The sequence below is a fragment of the Micromonospora matsumotoense genome (assembly GCF_050951065.1).
Lineage (GTDB): Bacteria > Actinomycetota > Actinomycetes > Mycobacteriales > Micromonosporaceae > Micromonospora > Micromonospora matsumotoensis.
The window spans coordinates 5,314,970-5,330,285 of sequence record NZ_CP192025.1 but is presented as its reverse complement, the minus strand read 5'-3'; the positions used below and the strand labels follow the sequence as shown (position 1 = coordinate 5,330,285).

The window sequence follows — 15,316 nt, the reverse complement described above, 5'->3', positions numbered from 1 at the left end:
CCACCCACAGGCACCGCCGTCGGTCCTGGCGATGGCGGGGGGACCGTCCACGGTGGGGGAGCGGCAGCCGAAGGCGCCGACGGCAGCGGGCCCGGGACGCCGGAGACCAGCAGGCGGGCGGCCGGTCCGGGCTCACCCGTAGCGGTGGAAGCCACCCTCGGAGTCGATGACCTGGCCGGTGATCCAGTCCGCCTCCCGTGAACAGAGGAAACGCACCAGTCGGGCCGCCTCCTGCGGGGTGCCCCAGCGGCCGGCCGGAAAGCGCGCCGCCACGGCGGCGTGCGCGTCCGGTGGGGCGTAGCCGGTGTCGGTCGGTCCGGGATTGAGGCAGTTGACGGTGATCCCCCGGGCCATCAGCAGTGGCGCGAGCTGCGCGGTGAGGTTCTCCAGGGCGGCCTTGCCGGCCGCGTAGGCCAGCTCGTCGGGCATCGGGCCGAGGCGTTGGCCGCTGGAGAAGAACACCAGCCGGCCGCCCGCCCCGGCGGTGAAGGCGGTGGCGAAGGCGTCGGCCAGCAGCAGGGTGGCCCGGACGTTCACCAGCAGATGCCGGTCGATCTCGATGGCGTCCAGCTCGCCCAGGCGGGTGCGGGTGGAGTAGGCGTGGGCCGCCACCACGGCGTCGAGCCGGCCGTGCCGGCGTACCGCCTCGGCGACCAGGGCCGCCGGGGTGGCCGGGTCGAGCAGGTCGGCGGTGACGTGGCCGGCGGCCTCGCCCAGCTCGGCCAGCAGCGCCGGCACGCCGTCCGTGTCGCCGCCGTAGGGCTGGGCGTCGTCGTAGCCGGGCAGGCCGGTGAGGATCAGCCGATGCCCGTCGGCGGCGAGGATACGGGCGACCGCCGCGCCGATGCCGACCCGTCGGCTCACCCCGGTCACCAGGAACACCCGTGCGGTCATGCGGGCCAGTCAACCGGACCCGGCACGCCGGACGCCACGGATTAGTTCCACGCCGCCGCCCGGAGCAGCCGCGCGGAACAGCCACCGGCGTCGCACGACCCCGGGCTCGCCCGCCGGCCCTGCGGTCACGGTGGGTTTGCCGCGCATGGGGGTTCGCCGCGCGACCACCGGACCCGGCGCCCCCGAACGCGTCGGGGCCGGTGTGCCGCGCGTGCGCCGCACGATAACCCGGAGGTACGACAGATTCGGATCGATCCGGATCGACCAGGGTAGATTCTTGCCGCCGCGGAGCCGGCCCGATCGCGACCGCCCGACTCAGGCCGGGACGTCGACGAAGTGCTCGACCCGGGGCGGGCCGGCGAAGTGCGGGCCGATCAGCGCCCGCCACCTGCCGAACGCCTCGGTGGCCCGGAAGTTCTCCTCGTGCGCCTGCACCGAGTCCCACTCCACCAGGAGCACGAACCGGGAGGGGGATTCGATGCCCCGGGTCATCCGGACCGATCGGCATCCCTCGGCGGCGATGATGATGGCGTGCGCCTCCGCGTAGGCGGCGGCGAACCCGTCCTCGTGTCCGGGCAGTACGTCGATGAGCGCGACCTCAAGCACCATGCTGACAGCGTGCCACGCGGCGCTGCTCCGCCACCGGGGCGGGGCCGACCTTCGCGCCCGACTACACCTAGCCTCCTAGGATGCCTTAGCGGGTGTGCCACGCGCTACCGCGCCGGCCGCCCAATACGATCGGCCTTCACCTGCGATATCAACTCCGGGAAAGAGCCGAGGTGCGGCCCGCCGCAACGCTGACGGGACGCGGCGACCGGAGTCGGAACGTGATGCTGCCGGCAATGCATGCCGCAGGAGATGCGCCGGTGGCCCTCGATGGTGAACAATGGCGGCCGAGGAGGGGAGTATTCCCTCGCGACGGAGTCGTCAGCACGGTCGAGCGTCACCCCGACAATCGACCCGGCTCCGCCGGTCAGTGCCCCGTTCGCGGGTCACTGGCGGAAGAGACCTCCGTCAGTCACCAGTGTGTGCGTCGTCGCCCACCCCGCCGTCACGCGGCGTACGGTGTGCCCCGACGCCGCGTGTCTGTCGGAGGATGGATTTGAACGTGTCCGGAATGGTGTGGGCGGGAACCCTCGTCGCACTGACGGCTGTGCTCCTCGTCGACCTCTTCATCATCGGTCGCCGGCCGCACGAGCCGAGTGTCCGCGAGTCGAGCCTCTGGGTCAGCTTCTACGTCGGCCTGGCGCTGCTCTTCGGGGTCGGGCTGTGGGTCACCGCGGGCGGCAATGTGGCCGGCCAGTTCTACACCGGTTGGCTCACCGAGTACAGCCTCTCGGTGGACAACCTCTTCGTCTTCGTGATCATCATGGCCCGGTTCGGGGTGCCCCGGAAATATCAGCAGAAGGTGCTGCTCGTCGGCATCGTGCTGGCACTGGTCATGCGGGGCGGCTTCATCGCCGCCGGAGCGGCGCTGCTCGCCCAGTTCTCCTGGGTGTTCTACATCTTCGGCGCGTTCCTGATCTACACGGCGATCAACCTGGCCCGCCAGGGTGAGCCGGAGGAGGACGAGTTCAAGGAGAACCTGCTGATCCGGTGGAGCCGCAAGGCACTGCCGATCTCGCGGGACTACGACGGCGCGAAGCTCACCACCCACCAGGCCGGCCGGCGGCTGTTCACCCCGATGCTGGTGGTGATGATCGCGATCGGCACCACCGACCTGATCTTCGCGCTGGACTCGATTCCGGCGATCTTCGGGATCACCCAGGAGCCCTATCTGGTCTTCACCGCGAACGTCTTCGCGTTGATGGGCCTGCGGCAGCTCTACTTCCTGGTCGGTGGGCTGCTCGACCGGCTGATCTACCTGAGTTACGGCCTGGCGGTGGTGCTCGGCTTCATCGGCGTCAAGCTGGTGCTGGAGGCGTTGGCCGACAACAACCTGCCGTTCCTCAACGACGGTGAGCCGATCGGCTGGGCGCCGCACATCCCGATCTGGCTGTCGTTGACCGTCATCCTCGGCTGCCTCGCCGTGGCGACGGTGGCCAGCCTGGTCAAGTCGTCCCGGGACCGCCGCCGCGAGCTGGTGGAGGCCCACCGCTGACCGTAGTGGCCACGATGGGCGTCACCGCACTGCCGGTGACGCCCATTCCCCGGTCAGACCCGGTGCGCGCCGACCAGGGTGGCGACCCGGTCGGGCGCCAGTGGCTCCGCCAGCACCCGCCGCTGCCGGTAGCAGGCGTGCAGCATCCGTGGCCCGCTGCCGGCGGTCACCAGGCCGACGTGGTGGACTCCCCGCCCGGGTCGGGCAAAGAAGTAGAGGTCGCCGGGGCGTTCCTCGCCGGTCGGCACCGGAGTGGTGGCCGCCGCCTGGTCGTCCGCGTCGCGGGGTAGTGTCACGCCGAATCGCCGCCAGACCAGGTGCACCAGGCCGGAACAGTCGATCCCGTGCCCGGATAGCCCACCCCAGACGTACGCGACGTCCCGTAGCCGGGCGGCCACGGCGAGCACGTCGTCGGCCGTCGGTGCGCCGGCGGGCAGGTCGGTGACGTCGGCCTCGGGCACCCACAGTGGATCGGGTCGACCGGGCACCCGGACCGGTCGCCACCCGTCGACGGCGGGGCCCACGGGCCGGAGCCGGGTGCCGAGGACCACCCCGGACAGGGTCACCGGACCGTCCGGGGTGGCGCGCAGGCCGGTGCTGACGGCATCGACGACCAGTGGGTCGGGCGGGTCCCCGTGCGGGGTGGCCGGGGCGAGTTGCGCGGCGGGCAGCCAACCGGGATAGCCGCGCGGGTCGCGTCGGGGGGCGGCCTGTTCCACCGCGACCACCTCGGCCCAGCCGTCGGGGTGCAGCGCGGTCACCAAGACCCGTTCGCCGAGCAGTAGTTGGCTGAGCACGCAGTCGCCGACCCGTTGGGTGGCGTCCATCCCGGTGATCCAGCCGTCGGTGTCGGACGGTACCGCCAGGGCCGGCCGGTCGACCGGCCGGGTCGCGCCGGGGTCGGTCCACAGGGTGGCGACGGCCACTCGTACGAGGGCCTCGCGACCCGGCTCCAACTCCACGTCGACCTCCGGCTCACGTGTCGGTGCCCTCATCGGACGATAGGAAAGAAAACTGCGATCATCAACCTTGACGTTGAACTTTTGTTTCGGTCACCGAGGTGATGCCGAGCCCCGGGGCGTCCGGCAGCACCACCGTGGCGCCCTCGTACCGCAGCCCCCCGCGCACCGGTGACCGGGCCAGCCACCAGGCGGCGTCCAGGTCGGACACCGCGCTGGTCCGGTACGCGGCGGCCAGGCTGGCCGCCGCGCCGACGCCGACCTCACTCTCCATCATGGACCCGACGAGGGTGCCCATCCCGTGCGCCCGGGCCAGCTCCAGCAGGGTCCGCGCGGGCCTCAGCCCGCCGCACTTGGCGAGCTTGACGTTGACCAGGTCGGCGGCCCGCCGCCGGATCACCTCGACCAGGTCCCGTACCCCGAACACCGCCTCGTCGGCCAGGATCGGCACGCTCACCCGGTCGCCGACCCAGGCCATGCCGTCCAAGTCCCACCGGGCGACCGGCTGCTCGACCAGCTCCACGTCGAGCCCGGCGTCCTCGACGCCCCGGATCACCCGGACCGCCTCGCGCGGCGTCCATCCCTGGTTGGCGTCCAGCCGGATCCGCACCTGCGGGCCGACGGCCGCCCGGACCGCGCGGACCCGGTCCAGATCGCCCGCCGCGTCCGTGCCGACCTTCAGCTTCAGCACGTCGAAGCCCTCGACCTGCCGCTGCCGGGCGGCCGTCGCCAGCTCCGCGCCGTCCCCGGCGGCCAGCGTGACGTCCGTCGGTACCCGCAGCGCCGTGCCGCCGAGCAACCGGACCAGTGGTACGCCGAGCCGCCGCGCCGCCAGGTCGTGCAGGGCCACGTCCAGCGCGGACCGGGCCGCCTCGTTGCCGGCCACCGTCGCCGCCATCTCGGCGCAGCGGGCCAGCACGTCATCGGCGTCCCGCCCCACCACCGCCGGGCCGAGCACGGTGCGTACGCACGCCTCCGCGCCGGCCACCGACGCCCCGGTGACCTGCCACACCTGTGGCGCCTCCCCGTAACCGGACCGCCCGTCGTCGTCGGTCACCTCCACCACCAGGGTCTCCACCGTGGTGGTCCGGCGCAGCGCGGTGACGAACGGGGTGTGCAGGGGCGCGGACAGCCGGTGGGTGCGTACCGCGGCGATCGTCATGTGCGGCACCCTATACGCACCATGTCGCCGGAGAGGGAGATCGATGAGCGTGCGGGACTGGGAGCTGGTGGGCGCACCGAACGCCCGTGACCTGGGCGGACTACCCACCACGGAGGGGCGGCGGGTACGCGTCGGCCGGCTGATCCGGACCGCGGCGCTGGGTCGGTTGACCGAGGCAGACCTGACGGTGCTGGGCCGGCTCGCCCCGGCCTGCGTCGTGGACCTGCGCGACGACTCCGAGACCGTGCTCGCCCCGCCGAACCGGCTGGTCGGTGACCCGTTCCTGGTCCGGCTGCCGGTGCTCGACCCGGCGCACCCCGGGTTCAGCTACCTCTCGGCGGTGCTGCACGGCCATGACCTCACCGGCTACGAGGAGCAGGCCCGGCGGGGCGCGGCGGCGGCGATGGCGGAGGTCTACCGCTGGTTCGTCCGCGGCGCGGCGGCCCGGGAGGGCTTCGCCCGCGCGGTCCGGTTGGCGGCCGACCCGGCCCACCTGCCGTTGCTGTTCCACTGCTCGGCCGGCAAGGACCGCACCGGGTGGCTGGCGGTGGTGCTGCTCACCGCCCTCGGCGTCGACGAGGAGACGGTGCGGGCCGACTACCTGCGGCACAACGACCTGACGGTGGAGCTGCGGGCGGCGGCGTCGGCGGCGATGCTGCGCCGACGGCCGGAGCTGGACCCGGAGACGGCGCAGGCGGTGCTGGGGGTCCGCCCCGAGTATCTGGACGCGGCGTACGACGAGGTGCGCCGGGTGCACGGGTCGTTCGACGCGTACCTGGTCGACGGCCTGGGGGTGACCCCCGAGGTCCGTGCCGCCCTACGGACGCACCTGTTGGACTGACGGTGCGGCCCGGCGGTGGACCGGGGTCGGTCGCCGGCAGGTGGGGCCGGGGTCGGTCGGTGGCCGGTCAGCCGGCCAGGTCGTGCCGGGCCGCCCAGGCCGTCGCCGAGATCTCCGCGACCAGTCGGCAGGCGTCGTCGAGGTCGTCGTCGGGCGCGGCGGCCAGGTCGGTGGTGGTGCAGACGGCGATCACGTACGCCGGGGCGTCGTCGGGCAGGACCACCCCGGCACCGTGCCGCACCCCGCGTACCCAGCCGTTCTTGTGGGCGATCCGGGTGCCGTCGGGCAGCCCGGCGGCGAGATCCTCCCGGTGCCGCTGGGCCAGCAGCACGTCCAGCATGGCGGCGCAGGCCGCCGGGGAGGCCAGGGGGCCGGGGTGCTCGACACCGGCAGCCAGCCCGCCGAGCAGCGCCGCCAGGTCGGCGGGGGTGACCAGGTTGGTGATGCCCGCCTCCCGGGCGGCGGCGTCCTCGATGCCCCGGCCGGTGACGCTGTGCCGGGCCCCGGCGAGCCGCCACGCTTCGGCCACGGCGGGCAGCCCGACCCGGTCGATGAGCAGGTTGGTGGCGAAGTTGCTGGACCGGGTGATCATCCGGTCGGCCAGCCAACGCGGGGTGGCCTGCCCGCCGAGCCGCTCCCAGACCGCGTCGTCGTTGTCGTAGTGCCGGGCGCAGGAGAACCGGGGCGCGTCCGGCCGGGCCGAGTCGAACTCGTTGACCACCGGCACCGGCGCGTCCAGGGCGAGGGTGCCGGCCTCGGCGGCCCGGTACAGCGCCACCAGCACCGCGACCTTCATGGTGCTGGCCGCGTAGTGGGTGGCGTCGGGGGTACGCGTCCAGCTGGCCGGGGCGTCGAGCCGGCCCACGTACGCCGAGACGGTGCCGGGCACCCGGTCCAGCCGGGCGTCGAGGTCATCCCAGGTCATGCCGGTGACGCTAGCGGACCGCCGGCCCACCCGGAGGCCGGGACCGCGTCGGCCCCCACCCCTGTCCTGCTCGTGGGCTGTGGCCGGGGTGGGACGGGCGGGAGCCCCGGTCCGCGTGCGGCGGACCGGGGCTCCGGGTGGTGCGGGGTGGTGCGGGGTGGGTCAGCCGGCGTGCTTGCGGCGGGCGGCCATCCGGCCCCGCTGGGTCTGGTCCAGCACCACCTTGCGGATCCGGACGGCGACCGGGGTCACCTCGACGCACTCGTCCTCGCGGCAGAACTCCAGCGCCTGCTCGAGGGAGAGCTTGCGCGGCGGGATCAGCTTCTCGGTCTCGTCGGAGGTCGAGGCCCGCATGTTGGTGAGCTTCTTCTCCTTGGTGATGTTGACGTCCATGTCGTCGGAGCGGGAGTTCTCCCCGACGATCATGCCCTCGTACACCTCGGTGGTCGGCTCGACGAAGAGCTGGCCGCGCTCCTGCAGGTTGATCATCGCGAACGGGGTGACCACGCCGGTCCGGTCGGCCACCAGCGACCCGTTGTTGCGGGTACGCAGCTCACCGAACCACGGCTCGTACGACTCGAAGACGTGGTGCAGGATGCCGGTGCCCCGGGTGTCGGTGAGGAACTCGGTGCGGAAGCCGATCAGGCCGCGCGCCGGCACCAGCCACTCCATCCGGATCCAGCCGGTGCCGTGGTTGACCAGCTGTTCCATCCGACCCTTGCGGGTGGCCAGGAGCTGGGTGATCGCGCCCAGGTACTCCTCCGGCGCGTCGATGGTCAGCCGCTCCACCGGCTCGCAGACCTTGCCGTCGATCTCCTTGGTGACCACCTGCGGCTTGCCGACGGTCAGCTCGTAGGACTCGCGGCGCATCTGCTCGACCAGGATCGCCAGGGCCAGCTCGCCGCGGCCCTGCACCTCCCAGGCGTCCGGCCGCTCGGTCGGCAGGATCCGCAGCGACACGTTGCCGACCAGCTCCTTGTCGAGCCGGTCCTTGACCATCCGGGCGGTGACCTTGGCGCCCTTGACCCGGCCGACCAGCGGCGAGGTGTTGGTGCCGATGGTCATCGAGATGGCCGGCTCGTCCACGGTGATCAGCGGCAGCGGGATCGGGTTCTCGGCGTCGGCCAGGGTCTCGCCGATCATGATCTCCGGGATGCCGGCGACGGCGATGATGTCACCGGGGCCGGCCGAGTCGGCCGGCTTACGCTCCATGCCCTCGGTCATCAGCATCTCGGAGATGCGGACCCGTTGGGTGTTGCCGTCGGTGCGGCACCAGGCCACCGTCTGGCCCTTGGCGATGGTGCCCTGCCGCACCCGGCACAGCGCCAGCCGGCCCAGGAACGGCGAGGCGTCGAGGTTGGTGACGTGCGCCTGCAACGGCGCGCCCTCGTCGTAGGAGGGCGGCGGGATGGTGCCGAGCAGGGTCCGGAACAGCGGTTCCAGGCTGGTGCTGTCGCCCGGCACCGTGCCGTCGGCGGGCTGGGTCAGCGAGGCGATGCCGTCGCGGGCGCAGGCGTAGACGATCGGGAAGTCGATCTGCTCCTCGTCGGCGTCGAGGTCGAGGAAGAGCTCGTAGGTGTCGTCCACGACCTCCTTGATCCGGGCGTCGGGGCGGTCCACCTTGTTGATCACGAGAATGATCGGCATCCGGGCCTTGAGCGCCTTGCGCAGCACGAAGCGGGTCTGCGGCAGCGGGCCCTCGCTGGCGTCGACCAGCAGCACCACCCCGTCGACCATGGTCAGGCCGCGTTCCACCTCGCCGCCGAAGTCGGCGTGGCCGGGGGTGTCGATGATGTTGATGGTGACCGGGTCGGAGCCGTCCGCCGGCAGGTAGCGCACGCCGGTGTTCTTGGCCAGGATGGTGATGCCCTTTTCCCGTTCGAGATCCATCGAGTCCATGACGCGCTCGGTGTTCTCACCACGGGCCCCGTAGGCGCCGGCCTGCCGCAACATGGCGTCGACCAGGGTCGTTTTGCCGTGGTCGACGTGGGCGATGATGGCGACATTGCGGAGGTCGGTGCGAAGCTGCATACCCTCCATACTCCTGTCTACGGTTGCCGGGGCAGGTGTCGGGGTCACCCCGTCACCGCCCGGATCTCTGCCGGAACTGCTGTTCCGGCCATGCCAGCTGCGGGTCTGCCGAGCCCACCGGCGTCCCGCCGGCCCGGTGGGGCGGCGGGCACCTGGTCGCGACGAGCACGGCGGACGAGGCCACAGTGATCTTCGGTCTGTCGGTGCCGGGGGAGTCTCGACCCTGCTGGTCGGTCTCCTAGCGTACGCGGGTCCGCGAAGGCCCGTCTCGGCACTGCTCCCGCTGAGCGGGCCGGCCGTGACCGGCGACACATCCGCCGACGGGCATCCGGCCGGGGTGACCACCCTCTCGGGTGGTCACCCCGGCCGGATGGGCGGGCCGGTGCGGTGTCCGGCGGCGGGTCGGGTTCAGTACCGGGCGGCGGGGGCCGGCGTCGGGGTGGCGGGCACCTCGTCGACGCCGCCGGCGTCCCGGTGGATCCGTCCCGGCCACCAGAACCGGTCACCGAGCACGAATGCCAGAGCCGGCACCAGCACGGTGCGCACCAGCAGCGTGTCGAGCAGCACGCCGAGGCACACGATGATCCCGATCTGGGTCAGCAGGATCAGCGGCAGCACGCCGAGGACGGCGAAGACCGCGGCGAGCAGGATGCCCGCGCTGGTGATCACCCCGCCGGTGACCCGCAGGGCGGAGAGCATCCCGTCCCGGGTGCCGGCTTGGCGGGCATCCTCCCGGGCCCGGGTGACCAGGAAGATGTTGTAGTCCACCCCGAGCGCGACGAGGAACACGAAGGCCAGCAGCAGTACCCCGCTGTCCAGCGCGGGGAAGCCCAGCACGTGGTCGAAGAGCAGCCACGCCGCACCCAGGCTGGCGAAGAAGGACGCGATCACGGTGAGCACCAGCAGCAGCGGGGCGAGCAGGCCACGCAGCAGCACCACCAGCACGGCGAGGACGAGCACCAGGATGATCGGCAGGATCAGCCACAGGTCGCGGGTGTTGGCCTCGTCGGAGTCGTACGTGGCGGCGACGGTGCCCCCGACGAGCGCCCCGTCGGCTGGGCCGGCGCCCTCGACGGCCGGTGGCGCGGAGTCGGGTACGGCGGCGACGGCGTCACGCAGTGCCGCGACGGCCCGGTCGGACGCCGGGGTGCCCGGTTCGTCGGTGAGCACCACGTCGACCTGGGCGACGGCGTCGCCGACCGCGCCGGGCCGGGCGGAGGCGACCCCGGGCACCCCTGCGGCGACCCGGGTGACCGCCGGTGCGGCGGCCGGGTTGGTGAGCACGGCCACCGGCTGGGTGGTGCCGGCGGGGAAGGCGCGGGCCAGTGTCTCGGCTCCGGCGACCGCCTCCGGCTTGACCCGGAACTGTTCGGTTTCGGACAGGCCGGTGCGCACGCCCAGCCCACCGAGGGCGAGGCCGGCGAGCAGCAGGGTGGCGAGCGCGGCGACCGGCACCGGGCGGCGGATCACGGCCGCGCCGAGCCGGCCCCACAGCTTGCCCTCCCGGACCGGGCCGCCGACCTTGGGCACGAACGGCCAGAACAGCCCCCGCCCGAAGATGACCAGCACGGCGGGCAGCACGAACAGCGCCGAGAGCATGGCGAACACCACTCCGGTGGCGCAGGCCACCGCGAGCGCCCGGTTGGTTTCCTGCTCCGACAACAGCAGCGTGAGTACGCCGAGCACGACGGTGCCGCCACTGGCCAGGATCGGTTCGGCGGTGCGGCGTACGGCGGCGCGCATGGCGGCGAACCGGTCCTCGTCGCGGCGCAGCTCCTCCCGGTAGCGGGCGATGAGCAGCAGGGCGTAGTCGGTGGCGGCGCCGAAGACCAGCACGCTGGCGATGCCGGTGACCGCGCCCTCCTGGAGGTTGATGCCGACGGCCGGGACGATGGTGTCCACGGCCCGCAGGGTGAGCTGTTCGGTGGCGGCGACCACGATCAGCGGCACGATCCACAGGAACGGGCTGCGGTAGGTGATCAGCAGCAGCAGGGCGACCACGCCGGCGGTGACCGCGAGCAGGGTGATGTCGGCGCCCTCGAAGACCTTGGTCAGGTCGGCGGTGAAGGCGGGTGCGCCGGTGACCGCGACGGTGATCCCGTCGGGCAGGCCGGTGAGGGCATCGCGTACCTGGGCGACCTCGTCGGCGACGGCCTGCTGGCCGCCGGCGGTGTCCAGCGGGACGGCGAGCAGCGCGACGGTGCCGTCCGGGGAGACCTGGGGTGGGCTGACCTGACCGCCGACGGCGAGCCGGCCCAGCGCGCCTGCGCGGTCGGTGACGGCGGCCCGGTCGGCGTCGGTCAGCGCCGCGCCGTCGTCCCGGCTGACCACGACGATCGCCGGCTGGACGTCCCTGGCCGGCAACTGTTCCTGGAGGCGCTCCACCCGGGTCGACTGCCACTGCACGGACAGGCCGGTGGTGGAGACGGGGGCGGGGTTGTCGGGCGTGGGGAGCCCGAAGACGATCGCGCCGACGACGATCGCGGCGACCACGGTGAGCCAGGCGGCGAGCCGGCTGCGGGCGACGCGGGTGAACAGAGACATCGGATGCCCTCTTGGTCTGTGGTGACGCCGGACGGAGAGATAGCACGTTCTTCGAGTATCTTGATGGACGAGATTATCGGCAGCTGCTCTATGCTGCAACCGGGGGCATCGACAGGGGGCGACGGCGGGCGTGGCAGCGCACGAGATGTATCGGCGGCGGGACGATCCGCGCGGGCGGATGGTGGCCGACATCACCAACGACCTGCGGCGATACTCGGTGGACGCGCAGCACATCGGGCACGCCTTCGCCGGCATGCACGGGCTCAACCCGACCGACCTGCACGCCCTGATCGCCGTGATGGACGCCGAACTGGTCGGCGACCCGATCACCCCCGGCCGGCTCGGCGAACAGCTGAACCTCTCCTCCGGGTCGGTGACCGCACTGATCGACCGGCTGGAACGCGCCGGACACATCCGCCGGGACCGGGACACCGCCGACCGGCGCAAGGTGTTCCTGCACTACGCCGACCAGGGGGCCGCCCTGGCGATGAGCTTCTTCGGCCCGCTCGGGCGGCGTACCGACGAGGTGATGGCCCGGTTCACCGACGACGAGCTGGCGGTCGTGCACCGGTTCATGGCCACCACGGTCGCCTCGATGCGGGAGCACCGCGACGCCATCCGGGCCGCCCGCGCCGAGCCGCCCCGTCGCCCGGCGGACTGACCGCCGTGCTGGACCGGTCGCTCGCCCGACTCGCCGCCGCCGCGCTGCGGCTGCCGGCCGCGCCCACCCACCGGGTCGACGTCACCCGCGGCCTCGTGGTCCGGGCCCGCGACGGGGCGCGGCTGCGCACCGACCACTACGCCCCCCGACTGCCCGGTGCGCCGACCGTGCTGATCCGCACGCCGTACGGGCGGGGCGGGCCGATGCGGCTGCTCGGCCGGCTGATCGCCGGTCGCGGCCTCCACCTGGTGATCCAGGCATGTCGGGGCACCGACGGCTCCGACGGGCTGTTCGACCCGCTGGCGCACGAGCGCGACGACGGCCTGGACACCGTCGACTGGCTGCGTCGGCAACCCTGGTACACCGGCCGGTTCGGCATGTTCGGGGCCAGCTACCAGGGCTTCGTCCAGTGGGCGCTGGCCGCCGACGCGGGGGAGGAGCTGGCCGCGATGGTCGCGGTGGTCACCGCCTCGGCCACCCGCGACTCCACGTACGCGGGGGAGTCCTTCGCCCTGGACACCGTGCTGACCTGGGCCGAGCTGCTCCAGGCGCAGACCGTGCCGTGGCTGTCCCGGCAGTGGGAGCTCAAGCGCGGGCAGCCCCGGCTGGCCGCCGCCCTGGCCCACCTGCCGCTGGCCGAGGCCGACCGGGTGGCGACCGGGGTGACCGTGCCGTTCTTCCAGGAGTGGCTGCGTCACCACACCCCGGACGCCGACTACTGGCGGACCCGGGTCTTCGGCGCGCGGATCGCCGAGGTGCGTGCCCCGGTGGCGATGATCAGCGGCTGGCAGGACATCTTCCTCCCCGCCCAACTCGCCGACCACGCCGCGCTGCGGGCGGCGGGCGTGCCCACCCAGCTCACCGTCGGCCCGTGGACGCACGGCAGCCCCGGGTTGCTGGCGGAGTCGCTGCGGGAGGGACTGGGCTGGCTCGACGCCCACCTGCACGGCCGGCCCGCGCCGTCGCGCGCCCCGGTGCGGGTGCACGTCGGCGGGGACGGCGGCGGTTGGCGCGACCTCCCCGACTGGCCGCCACCGGCGACCGGGACCCCGTGGCACCTGCACGCCGGGGGCCGGCTCGCCCCGCAGCCGCCGGCGCCGTCGACCCCGGACACCATCCGGTACGACCCCGCCGACCCCACCCCGTCGCTCGGTGGCCCGCTGCTGGTCGCCCAGCGCGCCGGCAGGGTCGACAACCGTACCGTCGAGGCCCGGCCGGACGTGCTGGTCTACACCGGCGCGGTGCTGGCCGCCCCGGTCGAGGTGGTCGGCCCGGTCCACGCCGAGATCTTCGTCCGCAGCGAACTGTCGTACCTGGACGTCTTCGTGCGGCTCTGCGACGTGGACCGGCGCGGCCGGTCCTGGAACGTCTGCGACGGCCTGGTCCGGATCGCTCCCGGCCGGTTCCCGGTCGACCGGGACGGGGTGACCCGGGTGCCGGTGGCACTGTGGCCGGTGGCGCACCGCTTCGCCGTCGGGCACCGGCTGCGGGTGCAGGTCGCCGGCGGCGCCCACCCCCGGTACGCCCGCAACCCCGGCACCGGGGAACCGCTTGGTGCGGCGATCACGCTCCGCGCAGGGCTCCGGCAGATCCTGCATGATCCAGCGCATCCGTCGCGGTTGGTGCTGCCGGTGGTCCCCGCCACCTCCCAGCTTGCGCCTATCTGAAGACAAGCCATCTGAGCTGGGCTTTCTTGCCCCCTGCGGATATCGTTTTTCGCAACGCTCGATGACGTGCATCAGTGGTCGGGTCCGCTCTCACCGGCGGGCACTGCTTACCAGGAGTCACCCCTTTCCCGACCCCTGGCATGGTGTTGAAGCAGCCGGCACCCCGGTTCCGGCTGCGGAAAGGGGACGTCATGACGACGGCTCCGGCCAATCTGCTGGCGGTCCGCCGGCTCCTGCTCGACACCATCGAGAGCCTCGACCCTGCCGCGGTGGGGATCGTCGGCGATCCGGCCCACCGGGGCGGCTACCACACCGGCTCGGACCGGGTGGTCGCCAACGACTACTCGGTGGTCGAGTCGCCCCGGGACTCCGCCGGCCTCACCCTCTATGCCTCAGGGTTGGACGTGGGCACGTTCAGCGTCCGGTCCGGCGGCGTCACCCACAACCTGCGGACGTTCTCCGAGTGGTGTGTCGCCCAGTGCCGGGCGAACACGGCGGACAGTCGCGACCTGCGGGAGATCATCTATTCCCCGGACGGCAAGGTCGTGCGGCGCTGGGACCGGCTCGGCAAGCGCAGCTCCGGCGACGACTCGCACCTGTGGCACACCCACTTCAGCTTCTTCCGCGACTCGACCAAGGCCGGACGGGACCAGACCCCGCTGTTCCGGCGCTACCTGACCGGCCTCGGACTACTGGAAGGCACCGACATGACCCCCGAAGAGCACGCCTGGCTGGAGACCGTCCACAAGAACCTGACCGTCCTGGACGGCCGGAACCCGGTGGGGCAGATCTACACCCGGATGGCGATGGGTGAGGACCACACCAACCCCGACCTCGTCGTCCCGCACCCGAGCCTGAAGTCGCTCGGCGCACAGTTGACCTCGCTGCAGACCGCGCTGACCACCCTGGCCGACAAGGACTTCCCGGACGAACAGGTGATCATGGCCGGCGTCCTGACCGGGCTCACCCCGGAGAAGATCGCCGCCGCCATCCCGCCCACCATCGCCAAGCAGGTCGCCGACGAACTGGCCAAGCGCCTGGTCGCCTGACCACCGACCCCGTGGGCACCCCTTCCGCCACGCCTCCTGCGGAAGGGGCGCCCACGGTTGTCCGGCGCGGGCCTGGGCGGGGCGTTACCCCACGGGGCCACCGTAAAGCTGATCTCGGAGGCCGATCTCGGCGAGCCCGGTCAGCACGGCGGCAGATTCCTGGACCTGACCGGCGCGATCTGGCACAAGAGCACCCGCAGCAGCGGCAACGGCGGTGACTGTATGGAGGTGACTGCCCACCTGCCCGGCGTCGTCGGACGCCACCGCTGTTCCGCCCGGACGGCGGAGTCCGCTCGGTCCGGCGGGATGGGCGGGCGTGGGACGCGCCGCGATGGTGCCCCTGGTAGCGGTGTCACGGCGGGCGGGACACCCAACATCTGCCACCTTGAGTCGATCATGGCGATGTCGGGTCGTGCCGGTGCCGGCACCGGGTGGGAGTGGCCGTCGGCCACTCGACAGCGCTCGGTGGCGGCGGCCGAAGC

The 15,316-nt window shown here is 72.9% G+C and carries 12 protein-coding genes and 1 pseudogene; 6 read left to right on the top strand and 7 right to left on the bottom strand.

Annotated elements, in window-relative coordinates; all coding sequences use genetic code 11:
* Window positions 1-132: 132 nt before the first annotated feature.
* Window positions 133-894: an SDR family oxidoreductase gene (locus ACQP1S_RS22465; RefSeq protein ID WP_432898812.1), complete on the bottom strand. Its 762-nt coding sequence runs from the start codon at window positions 892-894 to the stop codon at window positions 133-135.
* Between the two features lie 315 nt (window positions 895-1,209).
* Window positions 1,210-1,503 (bottom strand): antibiotic biosynthesis monooxygenase family protein, encoded by a 294-nt coding sequence (locus ACQP1S_RS22460; RefSeq protein WP_091237361.1) that lies wholly within the window; start codon window positions 1,501-1,503, stop codon window positions 1,210-1,212.
* Window positions 1,504-1,996: 493 nt separating this feature from the next.
* Here ACQP1S_RS22460 and ACQP1S_RS22455 point away from each other — a divergent pair, with 493 nt between their 5' ends.
* Complete coding sequence (locus ACQP1S_RS22455) at window positions 1,997-2,995, top strand: TerC family protein (protein ID WP_432908221.1); 999 nt, start codon at window positions 1,997-1,999, stop codon at window positions 2,993-2,995.
* Between the two features lie 53 nt (window positions 2,996-3,048).
* Here the strand turns inward: ACQP1S_RS22455 and ACQP1S_RS22450 are convergent, their stop codons facing one another.
* On the bottom strand, window positions 3,049-3,990 hold the full coding sequence (locus tag ACQP1S_RS22450; protein ID WP_432898808.1) for an NlpC/P60 family protein: 942 nt from the start codon (window positions 3,988-3,990) through the stop codon (window positions 3,049-3,051).
* Window positions 3,991-4,018: 28 nt separating this feature from the next.
* Entirely contained in the window at window positions 4,019-5,116 is a 1,098-nt protein-coding gene (locus ACQP1S_RS22445) for a mandelate racemase/muconate lactonizing enzyme family protein (RefSeq protein WP_432898805.1), read from the bottom strand.
* A gap of 43 nt (window positions 5,117-5,159) precedes the next feature.
* On the opposite strand from ACQP1S_RS22445, the gene ACQP1S_RS22440 reads away from it, so the two are divergent.
* Window positions 5,160-5,957, top strand: coding sequence for a tyrosine-protein phosphatase (locus ACQP1S_RS22440; RefSeq protein WP_091237358.1), 798 nt, complete (start codon window positions 5,160-5,162; stop codon window positions 5,955-5,957).
* Between the two features lie 67 nt (window positions 5,958-6,024).
* Here ACQP1S_RS22440 and ACQP1S_RS22435 read toward each other — a convergent pair whose 3' ends face one another.
* The 3 genes from ACQP1S_RS22435 to ACQP1S_RS22425 form a co-directional block, all read right to left on the bottom strand.
* On the bottom strand, window positions 6,025-6,882 hold the full coding sequence (locus tag ACQP1S_RS22435) for a serine hydrolase (protein ID WP_091237357.1): 858 nt from the start codon (window positions 6,880-6,882) through the stop codon (window positions 6,025-6,027).
* A 162-nt stretch (window positions 6,883-7,044) separates the two neighbouring features.
* Window positions 7,045-8,913 (bottom strand): translational GTPase TypA, encoded by a 1,869-nt coding sequence (gene typA / locus ACQP1S_RS22430; protein ID WP_432898800.1) that lies wholly within the window; start codon window positions 8,911-8,913, stop codon window positions 7,045-7,047.
* 408 nt (window positions 8,914-9,321) lie between these two features.
* Window positions 9,322-11,457, bottom strand: a complete 2,136-nt coding sequence (locus ACQP1S_RS22425; protein WP_432898797.1) for an MMPL family transporter — start codon at window positions 11,455-11,457, stop codon at window positions 9,322-9,324.
* Between the two features lie 145 nt (window positions 11,458-11,602).
* Between ACQP1S_RS22425 and ACQP1S_RS22420 the strand changes: the two genes are divergently transcribed.
* The 4 genes and pseudogenes from ACQP1S_RS22420 to ACQP1S_RS22405 all read left to right on the top strand — a co-directional run.
* Complete coding sequence (locus ACQP1S_RS22420) at window positions 11,603-12,118, top strand: MarR family winged helix-turn-helix transcriptional regulator (RefSeq protein WP_432908218.1); 516 nt, start codon at window positions 11,603-11,605, stop codon at window positions 12,116-12,118.
* Between the two features lie 5 nt (window positions 12,119-12,123).
* Complete coding sequence (locus ACQP1S_RS22415) at window positions 12,124-13,785, top strand: CocE/NonD family hydrolase (protein ID WP_432898794.1); 1,662 nt, start codon at window positions 12,124-12,126, stop codon at window positions 13,783-13,785.
* Between the two features lie 191 nt (window positions 13,786-13,976).
* Complete coding sequence (locus tag ACQP1S_RS22410) at window positions 13,977-14,834, top strand: hypothetical protein (protein WP_432898791.1); 858 nt, start codon at window positions 13,977-13,979, stop codon at window positions 14,832-14,834.
* A gap of 159 nt (window positions 14,835-14,993) precedes the next feature.
* A pseudogene (locus ACQP1S_RS22405) lies at window positions 14,994-15,092 on the top strand (DUF397 domain-containing protein); the annotation flags it as partial.
* Between the last annotated feature and the right edge of the window lie 224 nt (window positions 15,093-15,316).